The organism is Mesorhizobium sp. B2-4-7, assembly GCF_006442685.1.
GTDB lineage: Bacteria > Pseudomonadota > Alphaproteobacteria > Rhizobiales > Rhizobiaceae > Mesorhizobium.
In genome coordinates this window covers 858,186-876,244 of the sequence record NZ_VFVH01000001.1, presented here as the reverse complement: position 1 = coordinate 876,244, position 18,059 = coordinate 858,186, and the positions used below count along the sequence as shown (strand labels likewise).

Annotated in this window: 16 protein-coding genes; 9 read left to right on the top strand and 7 right to left on the bottom strand. The window is 66.0% G+C overall.

What is annotated here, in order from left to right; genetic code table 11:
• Positions 1–17: 17 nt before the first annotated feature.
• Positions 18–1,166, bottom strand: a complete 1,149-nt coding sequence (locus tag FJ946_RS04355) for a Gfo/Idh/MocA family oxidoreductase (RefSeq protein ID WP_140564351.1) — start codon at positions 1,164–1,166, stop codon at positions 18–20.
• 175 nt (positions 1,167–1,341) lie between these two features.
• Here FJ946_RS04355 and FJ946_RS04350 point away from each other — a divergent pair, with 175 nt between their 5' ends.
• From FJ946_RS04350 to FJ946_RS04325, 6 genes are read left to right on the top strand one after another with little or no spacing between them, the layout of a single operon-like run.
• The gene (locus FJ946_RS04350; protein ID WP_140520919.1) at positions 1,342–2,163 is read left to right on the top strand and encodes a sugar phosphate isomerase/epimerase; all 822 of its coding nucleotides are present in this window, start codon (positions 1,342–1,344) and stop codon (positions 2,161–2,163) included.
• Positions 2,164–2,167: 4 nt separating this feature from the next.
• Positions 2,168–3,244 (top strand): Gfo/Idh/MocA family oxidoreductase, encoded by a 1,077-nt coding sequence (locus tag FJ946_RS04345; RefSeq protein ID WP_140564350.1) that lies wholly within the window; start codon positions 2,168–2,170, stop codon positions 3,242–3,244.
• On the top strand, positions 3,244–4,065 hold the full coding sequence (locus FJ946_RS04340; protein WP_140564349.1) for a sugar phosphate isomerase/epimerase: 822 nt from the start codon (positions 3,244–3,246) through the stop codon (positions 4,063–4,065). Before FJ946_RS04345 ends, FJ946_RS04340 begins: the two co-directional genes overlap by 1 nt.
• Positions 4,062–4,895, top strand: a complete 834-nt coding sequence (locus tag FJ946_RS04335) for an alpha/beta hydrolase (protein WP_140520916.1) — start codon at positions 4,062–4,064, stop codon at positions 4,893–4,895. The genes FJ946_RS04340 and FJ946_RS04335 overlap by 4 nt, the downstream gene beginning before the upstream one ends.
• Positions 4,892–5,614: a ribulose-phosphate 3-epimerase gene (locus FJ946_RS04330; protein WP_140520915.1), complete on the top strand. Its 723-nt coding sequence runs from the start codon at positions 4,892–4,894 to the stop codon at positions 5,612–5,614. Before FJ946_RS04335 ends, FJ946_RS04330 begins: the two co-directional genes overlap by 4 nt.
• Positions 5,611–6,621 (top strand): ROK family protein, encoded by a 1,011-nt coding sequence (locus FJ946_RS04325; RefSeq protein WP_140564348.1) that lies wholly within the window; start codon positions 5,611–5,613, stop codon positions 6,619–6,621. The genes FJ946_RS04330 and FJ946_RS04325 overlap by 4 nt, the downstream gene beginning before the upstream one ends.
• Before the next feature lie 120 nt (positions 6,622–6,741).
• Here FJ946_RS04325 and FJ946_RS04320 read toward each other — a convergent pair whose 3' ends face one another.
• Positions 6,742–8,070, bottom strand: coding sequence for a dicarboxylate/amino acid:cation symporter (locus tag FJ946_RS04320; RefSeq protein ID WP_140497716.1), 1,329 nt, complete (start codon positions 8,068–8,070; stop codon positions 6,742–6,744).
• A gap of 323 nt (positions 8,071–8,393) precedes the next feature.
• Here FJ946_RS04320 and FJ946_RS04315 point away from each other — a divergent pair, with 323 nt between their 5' ends.
• From FJ946_RS04315 to FJ946_RS04305, 3 genes are all read left to right on the top strand, one after another.
• Positions 8,394–10,199, top strand: coding sequence for a sensor histidine kinase (locus FJ946_RS04315; RefSeq protein WP_140564347.1), 1,806 nt, complete (start codon positions 8,394–8,396; stop codon positions 10,197–10,199).
• Entirely contained in the window at positions 10,196–11,587 is a 1,392-nt protein-coding gene (locus tag FJ946_RS04310) for a sigma-54 dependent transcriptional regulator (protein WP_140564346.1), read from the top strand. Before FJ946_RS04315 ends, FJ946_RS04310 begins: the two co-directional genes overlap by 4 nt.
• Positions 11,588–11,652: 65 nt before the next feature.
• A complete protein-coding gene (locus FJ946_RS04305; protein WP_140562060.1) occupies positions 11,653–12,081 on the top strand; it encodes a GNAT family N-acetyltransferase in 429 nt (142 codons plus the stop codon).
• On the opposite strand, the gene FJ946_RS04300 is transcribed toward FJ946_RS04305, so the two are convergent.
• The 5 genes from FJ946_RS04300 to FJ946_RS04275 form a co-directional block, all read right to left on the bottom strand.
• Positions 12,082–13,197 carry an anhydro-N-acetylmuramic acid kinase gene (locus tag FJ946_RS04300; protein WP_140564345.1) on the bottom strand — a complete coding sequence of 372 codons (1,116 nt, stop codon included), beginning with the start codon at positions 13,195–13,197 and terminating at the stop codon, positions 12,082–12,084.
• Positions 13,197–14,198: a serine hydrolase gene (locus FJ946_RS04295; protein WP_140564344.1), complete on the bottom strand. Its 1,002-nt coding sequence runs from the start codon at positions 14,196–14,198 to the stop codon at positions 13,197–13,199. Before FJ946_RS04295 ends, FJ946_RS04300 begins: the two co-directional genes overlap by 1 nt.
• A gap of 220 nt (positions 14,199–14,418) precedes the next feature.
• Positions 14,419–16,167, bottom strand: a complete 1,749-nt coding sequence (locus FJ946_RS04285) for an ABC transporter ATP-binding protein (RefSeq protein ID WP_140564342.1) — start codon at positions 16,165–16,167, stop codon at positions 14,419–14,421.
• Entirely contained in the window at positions 16,164–17,003 is an 840-nt protein-coding gene (locus FJ946_RS04280; protein ID WP_140564341.1) for an ABC transporter permease, read from the bottom strand. The genes FJ946_RS04285 and FJ946_RS04280 overlap by 4 nt, the downstream gene beginning before the upstream one ends.
• Positions 17,003–17,962: an ABC transporter permease gene (locus FJ946_RS04275; RefSeq protein WP_140497735.1), complete on the bottom strand. Its 960-nt coding sequence runs from the start codon at positions 17,960–17,962 to the stop codon at positions 17,003–17,005. The genes FJ946_RS04280 and FJ946_RS04275 overlap by 1 nt, the downstream gene beginning before the upstream one ends.
• Positions 17,963–18,059: the final 97 nt, after the last annotated feature.

Sequence of the window (18,059 nt, the reverse complement as noted above, 5' to 3'; positions counted from 1 at the left end):
CTCCGTCATGATTGCATCTAGGCGAGCAGGCCGCGCGCCTCGTCCTCCGAGAGTAGGGCCGGCTGGACGACATCGCCAGCGATGTCGACCGGGCTTTTCATTTCGCCGGAGCGCAGGATCGCCTCCATGATCTCCAGCACATGCAGCGCCAGATTGCCGGACGCGCGGGGCGTGGCACCTGTCGCGAGCGAACGCACAAGGTCGGCGACGCCGAGCATGCGATAGTTGGCGCGGTCGGGCGCGGCATAGGGCCAGTTGCGGGCGCCGTAGAGTTCGCCCTCGCTGGGGAAATCCTTCCACTCGGCGCCGCGCTCGGACAAGGACACGGTGCCGCCGAACGTGTCGGGGTCGGGCAGGCGTAGCGAGCCCTCCGTGCCGTGCAGTTCGATCGGATGGTTGGAGTGCTTGAAGACGTCCCATGAGGCGCCGAAGGTGACTGTCGCGCCTGACCGGAATTCGAGCAGCGACAGCACGTTGGTCGGCGTGCCGACCTTGAAGGTCGTGTTCTTGAACGGTCCCTCGGCTGATATCAGCCGCTCCTGCTGGCCCCGCGTCGCCATTGCCATGACGCGTTGGACGGGACCGAGCAAATTGACCAGCATGGTCAGATAGTAGGGGCCCATGTCGAACACCGGGCCGCCGCCCGGCTGGTAGTAGAATTGTGGGTTGGGGTGCCAGTGCTCCATGCCGCGGCCCATCATGAAGGCTGTGCCGGTCACGGCGCGGCCGATGGCGCCTTCATCCATCAGGCGGCGCGCCCGCCGGCCGGCGGCGCCGAGGAAAGTATCGGGGGCCGAGCCGAGCAGCAGCCCTCGCTTGGCCGCCTCCGACACCAGGCGGCGCCCGTCGCTGGCCGAGGTCGCCAGCGGCTTTTCGGTGAACACATGCTTGCCCGCCGAAAGCGCCGAAAGCGAAACGTCGAAATGCGCAGCCGGGATGGTCAGGTTGAGGACGAGATCGATCTCGGGATCGGCCAGCATCGCATCGACGCCGAGCGCACGGATGCCATATTCCTTGGCGCGCAAGGTAGCCATGTCGGCCGAGATGTCGGCGCAGGCGCGCAGCTCGATGCCGCCGAAAAGCGCGGCATTGCGCAGGTAGGTCATCGAGATGTTGCCGCATCCGACGACGCCGATCCCAAGCTTCGTCTTCGATTGTCCGTGCATTTTCTTGTCGTTCCTCCGATGCGGCCACGCTCTGCCCGATCAGTTGCCCGCCAATGGATCATCCCTCGCAGCCGCTATACAACATATTGAATATTGACGCGCGTAAAATTTTTATAGACCATGCGAAACCCAGGGGCGCCAAGGAAACCCAGGGCGGCGTCAAGGAATGAACGACATGACGAAGACGAAGCTCAAGGTCGGCTGCCAGACCTTCACCTGGGAGATGCTCGGCAAGGCCTGGACCGGCGGCCCCGACGATCTCCTGAAGGCGATCGCCGACGGCGGCTATGCCGGCATCGAGATCACCGACACCATGATCGGCCGCTATGCAGGCAAACCGACGGAGTTCGCCGCGGCGCTTGGAGCATCCGGCCTGACGCTGGTCTCCTTCGCCTTCGGTTCGAAAAGCGGCTTCACGCTGAAGGACGAGATCGGCGCCGATCTCGAAACCGCGAGGCGCTGGATCGATTTCGCTGCCGCGTTCCCAGGTGCGCTTGTCTCGATGGGCTCGGCGACCGTCGTCTCCAACGGCTCGCGCGACGACAAATTCGCTATCGCCGCGGAGGTCTACAACAGGGCCGGCGAGCTCGGGCGCAAGGCCGGCGTCCAGGTCGCAGTGCATCCGAGTTCGCACCACAACACGCTGCTGTTCGACCGCGCCGACTACGACGCGATCTTTGCCTTGCTCGAACCCGACCTGGTCGGCTGGGTGCCCGATACCGGCCACATATTGCGCGGCCACAAGGACATGGCCGATACGCTTACCACCTACCGCGACCGCATCCGCTACATCCATCTGAAGGACGTCGACGCCAAGGGCGATTGGGCGATGCTGGGTAAAGGCGTCTGCGACACGCCTGAAGTGATCGAGATCGTCGGTGCTGCGCCGCGCTTCAACGGCTGGCTGGTGCTTGAAGAAGAATCCGACACGGCCGCGGCCGATCCTGCCGGCGCGGTCAAGACCAACCGCCAGACGATGCGCGGCTACGGGGCCTGAGACGATGATCAGGAAACAGGACAGACGCCTCAGGGTCGGCGTGCTCGGCTGCGGCCCCATCGCGCAGTTCGCGCATCTGGAATCCTGTGCAAAGGCCGGCAATGCCGACCTCTACGCCATCTGCGACGCCGCGCCCGACCTGCTCGCCCGCATGGGCGCCACCTACGAGCCGCGGAAGATGTATGCCGACTATGACGAGATGCTCGCCGATCCGGAGCTGGAAGCGGTCATCGTCGCCACCTCGGACGCCTATCACGTGCCGATGTCGGTCAAGGCGCTCGACGCCGGCAAGCATGTGCTGTGCGAAAAGCCGATCGGAACTTCGGTCGAGGAAGGCGAGGCGCTGGCGGCGGCGGTGAAACGCTCCGGCAGGATCCTGCAGGTCGGCCACATGAAACGCTTCGATCCGGCGCTGGAGGCGGCGCGCGACTTCGTCCGCGACGAAATGGGCGAGGTGCTGGCGCTGAAGGCCTGGTATTGCGATTCCACCCACCGCTACACCAATACGGATGCGGTGCAGCCGCTGCCTGTCACCAGCAAGCTGGCGAAGAAACCGTCCGGCAATCCGAAGGCGGATCTCCGGCAGTATTTCATGCTGGCGCACGGCTCGCATCTGGTCGATACGGCCCGCTTCCTCTGCGGCGAGATCACGGCCGTACGCGCCCGTCTCAACGAACGCTTCGGCGCCTATTGCTGGTTTGTCGAGACCGAGTTCGCCAGCGGTGCGCTCGGCCATCTCGATCTCACCGTCGCCGTACGCATGGACTGGCACGAGGGTTTCCAGCTCTATGGCGAGAACGGCTCCGTCATCGCCAAGACGTTCAATCCCTGGTACTTCCGCGCCAGCGAGGTCAACATCTTCCATGAGAAGGACGCGACCTCGCGAAAACCGCTCGGCGCCGACGGCCATTTCTTCCGCCGCCAGCTGGAAGGTCTCGCCGACACGGTGCTGAACGGCGCGCCGATGCGCGGTGCCAATGTCGAGGACGGCATTGCCTCGATCCGCGCCATGGTCGCCATTGCCCGCTCCGTCGAGACCGGCGAACGGATCGAGCTCGCTTCGGTCTCGGGTGCGGTCTGATGCGTCTCGGCGTCTTCGCCAAGACCTTTGCGGGCACCGAGCCGGCTGTTGTGCTGGAAGCAGTGCGGCAGGCGGGCTATGAGACGACGCAATTCAATCTCGCTTGCGCCGGCCTGCCGTCGATGCCCGATGCGGTGCCTGACGCAGCCATTCCGGCCATTCGCGCCGCCGCCCGATCAACAAGCGTATCGCTCGCCGCCCTGTCAGGCACCTACAACATGGCGCATCCAGACAAGGCGGTGCGCGACGATGGTCTTTGCCGCCTTGCCGTCGTCATCGATACAGCCGCCGCCCTCGACATTCCGCTGGTCACGCTCTGCACCGGCTCGCGCAATGCAGCCGACCAATGGGCCTATCATCCCGACAACGCCACACCGGCCGCCTGGTCCGACATGGCCACTGAGATGGAAAAGGCGCTGGCGCTGGCCGAAGGGGCAGGCGTCGATCTCGGCATCGAGCCCGAACAGGCCAACATCGTCACCTCGGCGAAGGATGCCACCCGCTTGATCGCCGACATGGGCTCGAAGCATCTGAAGGTCGTGCTCGATCCGGCGAACCTGTTCGAGCATGCGACGCCGGGCGAGGCGCGCGCCATCGTCGCGGCGGCGATCGACGAGGCCGCTGCCCATATAGCCATGGCGCATGCCAAGGACAGGCATGGCGACGGCCGCTTCGCCACAACAGGGGAGGGCATTGTCGATTTTCCGGATTTCGTCGCGCGGCTGAACGCTGTGAAATTCGATGGCCCGCTTGTCACGCACGGATTGTCGGCCGACGAAGCTCCCGCCGTCGCCGCGTTTCTGCGCGGGCTGCTCCGATGAGCGTCGCACCGACAATGATGCTTCGCGACGATGCTGCGCTTCGTATCTTCGACACGGAGCAAGGTAGGCTTTCCGTCGTCTTCCAGCACGGTCTCGGCGGTGACGCCGCCCAGGTGGCGCAGAATTTTCCCGACGGCCCGTCGCGACGCCGGCTCACCGTCGAATGCCGGGCCCAAGGCGGCTCCGGTGCCGGCCACAAGCGCCCCCTTTCGATCGCCATGTTCGCCGACGACGTGCTGGCCGCCGCCGATGCGGCCGGCATCGAACGCTTCGTCGCCGGCGGCATCTCGATGGGTGCGGCGATCGCGCTGCGCCTGGCCGTCCGGCATCCCGAGCGCGTCACCGGCCTGGTGCTGGTCCGTCCGGCCTGGGCCTTCGACGCTGCACCTGAAAACATGCGTCCCTATGCGGAAGTGGCCGAGCTCATCCGAAACCGCCCGCCGAACGAGGCGCGCGCCATCTTTGCCGCTTCGGCCACGGCGGCCCGGTTCCGCGCCGAGGCACCCGACAATCTAGCGTCCTTGCTCGGTTTCTTCGAACGCGACAATGCAGCGGACTTCGCCGAAATGATGCGGGCAATCGCCGGCGATGGGCCCGGCGTTTCGCGGGCCGCAGCCTCTGCGCTCTCAATCCCCACACTCGTCGTCGGAAGCGGCGTCGATCTCGTCCATCCCTTGGCGATTGCGCGCGAACTGGCGAAGACAATCCTCAACGCGATCTTCACCGAGGTGACACCAAAGGCCACCGACAAGGATCGCCACTTCGCCGAAATCCGTGCCGCGATCGGCGGCTTTCTCGATAAAAATTTCAACAACCAGGACCAGTCATGATCTCGAAACTCCTTTCAGGCCCGGCCGCCATCGCCGCATTGCCGCGCGATCGTCTGATCGCCGAATTCTCGCTGTGGTCGGCCGATCTCGCCAATTTCGAGAGCGACCTCAGGCGCATCGAACCCTATGTCGATCTTCACCACATCGATGTCGCTGACGGCCACTTCGCGCCGTCCTTCCTGTTCTTTCCCGATCTGGTCGCTCGCATCGCCAAGCTGACGGCCAAGCCCATCCATGTCCATCTGATGGTCGACGGGACAATCGTCGGGGAACAGACGCGCCAATTCATCGAGGCCGGCGCCGACATGATCAGCGTCCATGCCGAGAATGGCGAAGCAGGATTGCGCGCTGTGCGGCTGGCGCGCGAACTTGGCGCCGAAGCCGGCGTCGTGCTGCGGCTGGAAACGCCGGTCGAAGCGGTGAGGCCCTTCGTGTCCGAAGTCGCGTTCGTCACGCTTCTGGGAACCGCGATCGGCGTCAAGGGGCAAGGCCTTTCGGAGAAAGCCTGCGACAGGTTGGTTGAGGCCCGCGCCATCCTGCGCAAGACCGGACGCGAGGCGGACGTGGTTCTTGCCGCCGACGGCGGCATCCGCCATGAGACCGTGCCGCTGCTGCGTGCCGCGGGTGCCGAGACCGTGGTTCTTGGTTCGCTCGCCTTCGGTGACAAGGATCTGGCCGGCCGCATTGGCTGGCTGCACGGGCTGAAAGTCGCGGCATGAGCAACGAGGCCGCTCTCGCGATCGATCTGGGCGGCACCGAGCTTCGTGCCGCCCTGGTCGACCGTGATGGCAAGATACTGGCGTTCGCGGCGGTGCCGACGCAGGCGCAGGCCGGTCCCGAAGTGGTGATCGGCCAGATCGAGGCTCTCGCCGCGACCATCCATGCCGAGGCGCCGGCGCTCGCCATCCTCGGTGTCGGCGTCGGCGCGCCGGGACCGCTCGATCCGCTGGCCGGCATCGCGGTCGGGCCGCCGACGCTTGCCGGCTGGCTGGACGTGCCGCTGGCCGACATCCTCGAGCGGCGGCTCGGCCTGCCGGTGCGGCTGGAGAACGACGCCAATGCGGCAGCGCTCGGCGAGTGGCGCTTCGGCGCCGGCCACCGCGCCCGTTCGCTCGTCTTCGTCACCGTCTCGACCGGCATCGGCGGCGGCGTCGTCGTCGACGGGCGCATCCTGCATGGCCGCCGGGGTCTTGCCGCCGAGATCGGCCACATGACCATAACCAACGAAGGCGAGCGCTGCATATGCGGCGTCGTCGGCTGTTTCGAGGCCATCGCCTCGGGCACCGCGCTCGGCCGCCGCGCCAATGCCGCGACGTCGGCCTTCGACGGCTCGACGCTGCGCCGCCTCTCGGCTAATGCCGAGGTGACGGGCCGCCATGTCGTCGATGCAGCGCGGCTGCAGGACGATCTCGCCCTGGCCCTGCTCGAGGAGGAAGCGCGCTGGCTGGGCGTCGGCTTCACCAACCTCCTGCATCTCTATTCGCCCGACGTGCTGGTCGTCGGCGGCGGCATCGCCAATGGCCTCGATCTGATGGCTCCGGCAATAGAGGCGACAATCCGCCAGCGCGCCATGCGCGCCTATCGCGACGTGCCGGTGGTTCAGGCCCAGCTCGGCCGCCACGCCGGGCTGATCGGCGCGGCAAGCCTTGTCCTGTTCGCCGATGGCACGGCCCGCCTGCCTGTCGACGGGCCGAGCAGATATCCCGGACACGAGGACGGACACTGATGGTCGAGGTCAAGCTGCGCGGCGTGCGCAAGTCCTGCCGCCTCACGCGGTGAACATACGAAAAATGGCCGGAGGCAGCGATGCCTCCGGCCGTTTGCTATCGCTGTGCGGCCGTTGTGATTACTCGGCTGGAACGATGTCCGCCGGCAGGCTGTCGTCGGCCGTTCCCGCCAGCGCCCTGGCCAGCTTGGCCTCGTCGAGCTCGCCTTCCCAGCGCGCCACCACCAGCGTCGCCACCGCATTGCCGACGAAGTTGGTCAGCGCCCGGCATTCCGACATGAAGCGATCGACGCCGAGGATAAGCGCCATGCCGGCGACAGGCACGGCCGGCACCACCGAAAGCGTGGCGGCAAGGGTGATGAAGCCGGCGCCGGTGATGCCGGCCGCCCCCTTGGAGGAAAGCATCGCCACCAGGAGCAGCAGGATCTGGTCGCCGAAGGAGAGGTGGATGTTCGTCGCCTGCGCGATGAACAGCGCGGCCAGCGTCATGTAGATGTTGGTGCCGTCGAGGTTGAAGGAATAGCCGGTCGGGATGACCAGCCCGACCACCGAGCGCTTCGCGCCGGCCTTCTCCATTTTCTCCATCAGCGAGGGCAGTGCCGCTTCCGAAGACGAGGTGCCCAGCACCAGAAGCAGCTCCTCCTTGATGTAGCGGATCAGCGACAGGATGGAGAAGCCGTTGTAGCGGCAGACGGCGCCCAGCACGATGAACACGAACAGAAAAGCGGTCATGTAGAAGGTGCCGACCAGCATGGCGAGGTTGATGACCGAGCCGATGCCGTATTTGCCGATGGTGAAGGCCATGGCACCGAAGGCGCCGATCGGGGCTGCCTTCATCAGCACGCTGACCAGCTTGAACATCGGCGCCATCAGCGCCTGCAGGAAATTGAGCACCGGCGCGCCCTTGTCGCCGACCAGGGCCAGCGCGATGCCGAACAGCACCGAAAAGAACAGCACCTGCAATATGTCGCCGTCGGCGAAGGCGCCGACGATGGTCGTCGGGATGATGTTCATCAGGAAGCCGGTGACCGACTGGTCGTGCGCCTTGGCGGCGTAGCTGTTGACGGTCGCGGCGTCGAGCGTCGCCGGGTCGATGTTGAAGCCGGCCCCGGGCTGCACGACATTGGCCACGATCAGGCCGATGATGAGCGCCAGTGTCGAGAAGGTGAGGAAGTAGAGCATCGCCTTGCCGGCGACGCGGCCTACCTTCTGCAGGTCGCTCATGCCGGCGATGCCGGTGGCGACCGTCAGGAAGATAACCGGGGCGATGATCATCTTGACCAGCTTGATGAAGGCGTCGCCAAGCGGCTTCATGCTCTCGCCGAGCGACGGATAGAAATGGCCGAGCAGGATACCGACGGTGATCGCCACCAGCACCTGCACGTAGAGTTGGGCGTAAAGCGGCTTGCGCTGCGCGGCGGGCGCGCGTGATTGGTCTGCCATGTGCATCTGCTATCTCCCTGGCCGGAGGGAACGGCACGCGCCGCCCCGCAAGACTTCTCCCATCGCGGCGCTCCGGTCGCTCGCCGCTGTCGAGAGTTTTGCAAGCGCCGTGCCAGATCGAGAAAAGGCCGGAACCCTGGATTTCCGGCGGTTTTGTCCCCGTTTCAATGGAGGCCTGTGCGGATTTCCGCACTCACCCTTGTTTGCCTGGGCGGAGTTTCGCATTACAGTGGCTGCTGAACAGCGAACGGTGGAGAGGGCAGACGCCGCAGGCAGACATCGATAGCGCATCCCCGGAATTCGCCGGCCGCGACCTGCTGCGTGAAGCGATGGCCAGGCTGCGTGACGGCCGCTGGCTCATTCTCCTGATCGGCCTGGCAATGCTGGCGGGAGCGGTCGCGATTGCCGGACGCCTTGCCGCCAACCAGGCTGCCGGCGATCTGCGCGACGGAGCACTGGCAGCCTTGCCGCTGGCGGCGGGCACCTTGACCGGCGAAATCGAAAAGCAGCGTCTCGTTCCCTTGGTGCTGGCACGCGACGATGCCGTGCGCGACGCGTTGCGCCGGGCCGGCAAAACGCAAGAGACGGCGCTCGACGACAAGCTCCGGGCCATTGCCGCCGATGCCTCGGCATCCGCCATCTATGTCATCGACACGGCAGGCATCGCGATATCGGCCAGCAACGCCGGCGAGCCGGGCAGCTTCGTCGGCATCGACTACAATTTCCGCCACTATTTCAGCGACGCCATGACCAAGGGCGCCGCCAGCCAGTATGGCCTCGGCACGATCAGCGGCAGGCCGGGACTTTATCTCGCCAGCCGCGTCGATGACGGCAAGACGCCGCTCGGCGTTGCCGTACTGAAGGTCGAACTCGACGGCGTCGAAGCCAATTGGCGCTCCAGCGGCTTTGTCGTCTTCGTCACCGACGAGCGCGGTGTCGTGCTGGCGACCAGCCGGCCCGAGTGGCGGTTCCACGCGCTTGCGCCGCTCTCGGCCGCGGATGCCGCGACAGCTCACGCGCAGCTTCAACTTGCCGAAACCGGCTTCGAACCGCTGCCGATACGACGCGGTGCCGGTGACGGCCTGGCGACAATCGACAATGCCGGAAAATCGCGCCAGTTCGTCGAAGTGGCGCAGGACCTGCCCGGCGCCGTTCCCGGTTGGCGTCTGTGGCTGCTCACGCCTGCCGATGCCGCTTTGACGTCGGCCGCCAACACGGCACGCCTGACCACGCTGCTGGCGCTGCTGTTCACGGGTTTACTTGCCTACGTGCTTCTCAGGCGCCGCCGTGCGCGCCGCGTGAGGCAGGAAGCGCTGGCGCGCATGAATGCTGAACTGGAGAGCAGGGTAAGCACGCGAACGGCGGAACTGACCCGCTCCAACACCGCCCTTGCCGGCGAGATCGCCGAGCGCGAAAACGCCGAGGCCAAGGTCCGCCGACTGCGCGACGACCTCGCCCAGGCCAACCGGCTTTCCATCCTCGGCCAGATCGCCGCCGGCGTCGCGCATGAGATCAACCAGCCGGTGGCGGCGATACGCACCTACGCCGAGAATGCCGGCCGCTTCCTGCATGGCGACAAAGTCGAATCCGTCTCGGGCAACCTGACATCGATCGTGTCGATGACCGAGCGCATCGGCGCCATCACCAGCACGCTGCGCAGTTTCGCGCGGCGGCCAGGCGTCGCCGCCTCGCCGCTGCCGGTGCGCGAAGCGATCGACGGCGCGCTGTCGCTCCTGTCCGGCCGCATCCGCGATTCCGGCGTGACCGTCGTCAAGCCGCGCGGCACCGCCTCGCCGGCGGTCATGGCCAGCCGCATCCGGCTGGAGCAGATCCTGGTCAATCTCTTGCAGAATGCGCTGGATGCCCTGAAGGACCGGCCCGATCCGCGCATCGAGATCGAGCTTGCCGAGCGCGACGACAGGGTGCTGGTTTCGGTGCGCGACAATGGACCTGGCCTCGGGCCGGAAGCGGCCGGCAATTTGTTCATGCCGTTCCAGACCACCAAGGAGAAGGGGCTTGGCCTCGGGCTGGTGATCTCGCAGGAGATCGCTCAGGAACTGGGTGGCACGCTGCGCCTCGACCCCGACAGCAAAAAAGGCGCGTCCTTCACCATCGACCTGAGGCGAATTGAATGACTGAGGGATCAGGGCTGGTCGCGCTCGTCGAAGACGACGCGGATATGCTTCACGCCACCACGCAATTGCTCGAGCTTGCCGGCTTCGGCGTGATCGCGTTCAAGGCCGCGGAGGCAGCGCTTGCCGCCGTCGACCGGGATTTCCAGGGCGTGGTTGTCAGCGATATCCGCATGCCCGGCATGAACGGCTTGCAGCTGTTCGATCGTATCAGGGCGATCGACATCGACATACCGGTGATCCTGGTCACCGGGCATGGCGATGTCGATCTCGCGGTGGCGGCGCTCAAGGACGGCGTCTACGATTTCATCCCGAAACCCTATGCGGGCGAACGCCTTGTCGAGGCGCTGAATCGGGCCGGCGAAAAGCGGCGGCTGGTGATGGAGAACCGGAGGCTGCACGAGGCCGCCGCGCAGGCCGCCGACGGCCTGCCGCTGATCGGCGAGGCGCCCGCCATCCGCCGCCTGCGCGAGACCTTGCGTCAGATCGCCGACATGGATGTCGACGTGCTGGTGGAAGGCGAGACCGGCACCGGCAAGGAGGTGGTGGCGGATCTCCTGCACCGATGGGGCCGGCGCCGCGCAAAGCCTTTCGTGGCGCTGAATTGCGGCGCTCTGCCGGAGACCGTCATCGAGAGCGAGCTGTTCGGCCACGAGCCGGGCGCGTTCACCGGGGCGCAGCGGCGGCGAATCGGTCGCATCGAGCATTCGAGCGGCGGCACGCTGTTCCTCGACGAAATCGAATCCATGCCGCCGCCGCTACAGGTCAAGCTGCTGCGGGTGCTGGAAACGCGCAGCCTCACCCCGCTCGGCTCCAACGAAACGCGCCGCCTCGATCTGCGGGTCGTCGCGGCAACGAAGGTCGATCTAGGCCGGCCGGACCAGCGCGGCGATTTCCGCGAGGATCTCTATTTCCGCCTCAACGTCGTGACGCTACGCATCCCGCCGCTGCGCGAGCGGCGCGGCGACATCCCGCTGCTGTTCGGGCATTTCCTGGGTAACGCCTCGCAGCGTTTCGGCCGTCCTGTCGCGGCCGTGAATGCCGCGGTGAGCGACCATCTCCAGTCGCATGACTGGCCCGGCAATGTGCGCGAGCTCGCGCATTTTGCCGACCGGGTCGCGCTTGGCCTCGGGCCCGACGAGGAGGCCAGGGCAACGTCCGCGCGCTTGCCGGAGCCCTCGGCGGCGCTGCCCGAACGGGTCGGCCGCTACGAGGCGCAACTCATCCGCGAGGCTTTGCGCGATCATGCCGGCGACGTGCGCGGGGCCATCGACGCACTCGGCGTGCCGCGCAAGACTTTCTACGACAAGCTCAAGCGCTACGGCATTTCCGCCTCCGAATTCCGCGATGGTGGCGACCCGGACCGGCAAGCTGTTCGGGAACGGACATAGGCGTTGCGCAGGCGCTCCGGCCTTCGTAACTCTGTTCGTCTCCCGTTGCGCATTTCGGATGAGCCATGATCACGACACTTGAAACGACGGCAACCCCCTTGCCCGAGGAGCTCGCCTTTCTCGGCGAGCGGTTGATGGCGTTCAACGACGGCGATGTCGCCGCTTCCGAAAGGAAGGCCCTTGCGGTATTCGTGCGTGATGAAGCCGGCGCGATTGTCGCGGGCATTTCGGGCTACACCGCCTGGGGCTGGCTCTACGTGCAATGGCTGTGGGTCGACGAAAGGCTGCGCGGCCGGCACATGGCCGGCACGATGCTGGACGCGGCTGAGAAGGAGGCGATGGCGCGCGGCTGCCAGAACGCCTGGATCGACACCTTCAACCCCAACGCCGCCAGGGTCTATCGGCGCCAGGGCTATCAGCCCTTCGGAACACTCGCCGATTTCCCCGTCGGCCGCAGCCGCGTCTTCCTGCAGAAAAAACTGTCGGCGGGCTGATCAACCGGCCAGCCGTCCGCCGCGCATCGGCTGCGGCGCGCCCGTCGTGCTGGGGAAACTGATCGGCAGGCCGCGCAGCACGCGCACCGCCAAAAAGGCAAAACACTCCGCCTCCACCGCGTCGCCGCTCCAGCCGAGGCTTTCGGCTTGCACCACCTCGACACCGGCGCGGCTGGCGATCATTGCCATCATCGTCGGGTTGTGGCGGCCGCCGCCGCTGACCACCAGTCTTTTCGGGCGGCTCGGCAGAAGATCGAGTGCCTTGCCGACCGCGGCGGCGGTGAAGGCGGTCAAAAGCGCGGCGCCGTCCTCGGCGCTCAGGCCATCCGCCATGGTGGCGCCGAAGTCGAAACGGTCCAGCGATTTCGGATAGGGTTTGGTCAAATAGGGGTGTTGCAGCAGCTTGGCGAGCCGGGCTTCGTCGACCGTTCCCGCCCGGCCAAGCGCGCCGTCGCGGTCCATTTCGCCGAGCCCCTTCGACCTGATGAAATCGTTGAGCGGCGCGTTGGCGGGGCCGGTGTCGAAGGCAACGACATTGTCGCCGCCGTCCCACCAGGTGATGTTGGCGACGCCGCCGAGGTTCAGCACGGCCACCTCGCCGCTGGCGCCGGCGCTGCGCATCAGCGCGGTGTGATAGGCGGCCGCCAACGGTGCGCCCTGTCCTCCGGCGCGCATGTCGGCAGAGCGGAAATCGTAGGCAACCTTGGTGCCGAGGATCGCATGCATCAATTCGCCGTCGCCGAGCTGCCGGGTCTGGCCGAGCCGGCCGATTTGCGGCGCGCGATGCAGTACGGTCTGGCCGTGGAAGCCGACGACGCCGATGTCAGCCATCGTCATCCCATAACCTTCTACGAGCTCCTTGACCGCCGCCGATTGCGCGCGCGTCAGCGCCTCCTCGGCCTCGCGGAAGATCGCCGGCTCCGGTCCGGCAAAATTCCAGCCCCGCGCCTGCTTAAGCGTCTCCTCCAGCAGCGAGCGGATCGACGGGGGGTAGGGCATCAGCCGGTAGGTGCCGAAATCGTCGATGCGCTCGCCATCTGTCTTGATCAGGGCGACATCGATGTTGCCGTCCAGCACGGTGCCGGTCATCAGGCCGACGGCCCAGATGGATTCCATTATCGAACTCCATTGATGAGATCGCCGACCGCTTGGCGAAGCGCGACGATTCCGCTGTCGAAGTGACGTGTCGGATGGATCCGGTTGGTAAGCAAGGTCCAGGCCTTTCCCTTGTCGAAGTCGATCCACAGCCCCGTACCGGTAAAGCCGGTGTGGCCTATCGTTTGCGGGCTGCACAAGGCGCCGCCGGACCAGCCGTCATAAGGACGCTCCCAACCATGGGTGCGGGTGGCGGACAAGGGCGTGCGCATCGGCGCGATCGACCGTTCGGATGCGCCGGTCAGCAGCCCTTGGGCGAAATTGAGCACCGAGGCCGCCGTGCCGAACAGGCCGGCATGGCCGGCGCCTTGCAGCGCCGCGCAATTGTCGTCGTGAACCTCGCCGGACAGAACCCGATGGCGCCAGGTGCAGTCTTCTGTTGCAGCGGCGAGATCTGGCTCGGCGGACCAAGCAAAGCCCGGACCGGGCTCCATGTCGCGGATGGTTTTGCCCGACAGCCGCTCGAGCGCAAAGCCGAGCAGGATGAAATTGATGTCGGAATAGACCGGATCGCGGGCCCGCCATTCCCGTTGCAGGATGAAGGCGCGCAGCAAGTCGGGGTCGCGCCCGTAAGTGTAGATCGGTTCGACGGCCGGGAAGGGCGTCTGGTGCCCGAGGCACTGGCGAAACGTCACCTTCCGCTCCCAGGCACTCGCGTCATATTGGCGAAGGTCCGGCAGCACCGAGACGAGTGGTGCGTCGAGATCGATGGCACCGTCCTGAGCCAGCGCCAGAATGCGCGGCGTGGTGAAGATCACCTTGGTCAGGGATGCCAGGTCGAACCAGCTCTCCTCACGCATCGGTCGCTGCTTAGGCACGAGTTGGGCTGAGCCGATCGCCCTGGTGATGCGGTCGCCATTCCTGTCAACGATGCCGAGCACGCCACCGGGGATGCGCTTGGCGGCAACTGCCGCTGCGAGTGGTTGGAACGCGCGGTCGAAGATCTGGGCGAGGTTGGTCAATGCGGGCCTCCTGAAAGGCCGAGTTCCGTCACACCCCCCTCTGCCCTGCCGGGCATCTCCCCCGCAAGGGGAGAGATTGGCAGAGTTGATGTCCCGCCAGCCTTCCACCATTGGAGATTGGCGAAGGCCGAGGCGACATCCGATCTCCCCCCTTGCGGGGGAGATGCCCGGCAGGGCAGAGGGGGGTGCTGTCCCGCCAACCTGAGATATCCGAGGGCCATCACGCCTCCACCCTCGCCACATGATCCCCGCCAAACCGCTCCCATCTCGCCGGCGCCGGCTCAAACCCTTGCGGGCGCACCAGGGAAGGCACCTGGCGTGTGTCGATCTCGAAACGCTCATGCCGCCGGTCGATGGCCGGAACCGCTGATATGAGCTTCTTCGTGTAGGAATGTTTCGGCGCCGACAGCACCGAGGCCGCGTCTCCGATCTCGACGATCTGGCCGGCATAGATGACGGCGATGCGATGAGCGATCCGCTCGACGACAGCCATATCGTGTGAGATGAACAGATAGGCCAGCCCGAACTCGCGCTGCAGGTCGACCAGCAGCTCCAGCACCTTGGCCTGAACCGAAACATCGAGGGCGGAAACCGCTTCATCCAGAACGACGACCGACGGGTTGAGCATCAGCGCGCGGGCAATGCACAGCCTTTGCCGCTGGCCTCCGGAGAATTCGTGCGGATAGCGCTGCAAACTGTTCTGCGGCAGGCCGACGCGCTCCAGCAGGCTCGCCATCCTGGCTCGCGTTTCGGCATCCGCCCGGCCGCCATTGGCGATCACCGGCTCCGCCAGGATGCTCTCGATGCTCAGCCGCGGGTTGAGCGAAGCGTAGGGATTCTGGAAAACCATCTGCACGGGCTTGGCGCTGTGCTTTGCCGTGGCCGTTGGGGCGCCGACCGAGAAGCTGCCGCGCGTCGAGCGCACCAGCCCAAGGACTGCTTTCGCGGTGGTCGATTTGCCCGAACCGCTCTCGCCGACAATGGCCAGTGTCTCTCCCGGCATCAGGTCGAAGTCGATGCCATCCACGGCGTGCACCGCGCCGCTGGCATGGCTGAAGAAACTGCTCCTGAGCGGAAATCGCACCACCAGGCCGTTGACTTTCAGGGCCGGGTCCGTCCTTGCGTTCTTGTCGCGCTGCCCGTCCATGCGTGTCGCGCGGCCGTGGGCGAAATGCGGCACGGCGTGCAACAGATGCTGCGTATAGGGGTGCTGCGGCCTGTCGAGGATCTGGTTCAATTCGCCCTGTTCGACGGCCTGCCCGTTCTGCATCACCATCACCTTGTCGGCGATGCCGGCGACAAGGCCGATGTCGTGGGTGATGAAGATCATCGACATGCCGCTTTCCTGCTTGAGCTCCGCAAGCAGCGCCATGATCTGCGCCTGTACCGTCACATCGAGCGCCGTGGTCGGTTCGTCGGCGATCAGCAGACGCGGATTGCAGGCGAGCGCAATGGCGATCATCACCCTTTGCAGCATGCCGCCCGACAGCTGGTTGGGCGTGTATTTCAGCCGCCTTGCCGCATCGGGGATGCGCACCCGGTCGAGCGCGTCCTTGGCCGCCGCCGTAGCCTGCCGGCCGGTCAGGTCGCGATGCAGCCGGAACGATTCCTCGATCTGCGTGCCGATCGTCAGCACAGGATTGAGCGAGGTCATCGGCTCCTGGAAGATCATGCCGATCTCTGCGCCGCGAATCCCGGTCAGTTGCCGCTCGGTCGCGGTCGTCAGGTCGAAGAGACTGCCGTCGGCCCGTTTCAGCGTCATGGCGCCGCCGGTGATGCGGCCGCCGCCGAAATCGATGAGACGGTTGATCGACAGTGCGGCGACGGACTTGCCCGAGCCGCTTTCGCCGACAATGGCCAGCGTTTCGCCGTCGGCGAGAGCGAAGCTGACGCCGCGCACCACCTCATTGGCTTTCGGGTGGCGGCCGAAGCCGACGCGCAGGGCGCGGACCGACAGAAGCGGGATCATGCGAGCGCTCTCCGCATTCTGGGATCGAGGATGTCGCGCAAGGCATCGCCCAAGAGGTTGAAGCCCAGAATACTGATCATGATCGCCAGGCCGGGGAAGATCATCAGCCATGGGGCGGTTTCCATCAGATTGCGGCTGTCGCTCAGCATCAGGCCGAGCGAGGCGGCCGGCGGCTGCGTGCCGAGACCGAGGAAGCTGAGGCCAGCCTCGGTCAGCAGTGCCCAGGCGAGCGCCAGCGTCACCTGGACGGTCAGCGGCGCGACCAGATTGAGCAGCAGGTGCCGCGTGACGATGTAGCTGGAGCTGCTGCCGAAGGTGCGCGCGGCGTCGACGAATTCGCGCGCCTTGAGCGACAAAGCAGGGCCGCGCACCACGCGTGTGAAGATCGGCGTATAGACGATGCCGATGGCGACCACGCTGGTCCATGTGCCCGGTCCGGCAACGGTGACGATCAGCAGCGCCAGAAGAATGGCAGGAAAAGCCAGCAGCACATCCATGATCCGCATCAGCACGCCGTCCCAGCGACGCCCGAGCCAAGCGGCGGCGAGCCCAAGCACGGTGCCGGCAAGCGCGGCGAAGGCGACCGAAAGAAAGGCCACTGTGAAGGACTGGCCGACGCCCGCCATCAGCCGGCTCGCCACGTCGCGGCCGAACAGGTCGGTGCCCATCGAGTAGGCGGCACTGGGCGCATGCAGCCGGTCGACCCGGTATTGCGTGATCGGATTGTGCGGGGTCAGTCCCAACAGGCCGAGGATGGCGACCAGGAGATAGACGCCGACGATCACGCCGCCGATACGGCCGCTGCTGTGCCCGAAGATGGCGCGCAGCATGCGCATCACTGCTCGCCCAGCCGGATGCGCGGATCGAGCGCGACATAGGCGAGGTCGACCAGGAGATTGACGATCATGAAGTTGAAGGCGATGAACAGCACGCTGCCCTGCACCAGCGCGTAGTCGCGCTGGAGGATGGCGTCAAGCACCATGCGGCCGAGGCCGGGCAGGGCATAGATTTGCTCGACGATGACCGCGCCGCCCAGGAGATAGCCGAACTCGATGCCGCTCAGCGTCACCACGGGGATCAGCGCGTTGGGGAGCGCATGTCGCCAGATGACGCTGCGCGCCGAGGCGCCCTTGCTGCGGGCGGTGCGCACATAGTCGTCGCTCAACACGTCGAGCATGGCCGAGCGCGAGATGCGGGTGACCGAGGCGGCGAAGGCGAAGCCGAGCGTGATGGCAGGCAGGATCAGCTGGCTGAGATTACGCAAGGGATCCTGCCAGAGCGGCGTGAATTCGCCCATGGCCGGCAGCACGCCGAAGCCGGCCGACAGCGCGTAGATGATCAAAAGGCCGAGCACGAAGCTCGGCGTCGACTGGCCGATCATAGCGACGACGCGCACACCGAGGTCGGACAGTTTCTCACTATGCGTGGCGGCGTAGATGCCCGCCGGCATGCCGGCTGCGAGTGCGATGATCATCGACAGCACGGCCAGTTCCAGCGTCAGCGGGAAGCGCTCGAGGATGACGTCCAATACCGGCCTACCATAGGTGACGGAGATGCCGAAATTGCCGTGCAGGATGCCGCCGATCCAGCGCCAGTACTGGACGAACCAGGGCTGGTCGATGCCGAAATAGGCGGCGAGCGCATCGCGCTGTGCCGGCGTCAGCAGGCCGGCTTCGGTGCCCAGCATCGCGGTGATCGAATCGCCCGGCACCATCCGGATCGCCACGAAGACCAGGATCGACACGCCAAGCAGGACGAGAGGAAACGCCGCAAGTCGTCGCATCAGATAGTTCACGCGAAGAAGACCTCTCGTCTAGAGCATGATGCCGAAAAGTGTGAAACGGTTTTCGGACGACATCATGCTCTATCCCTTTGATCTGGAGGCGGATTCA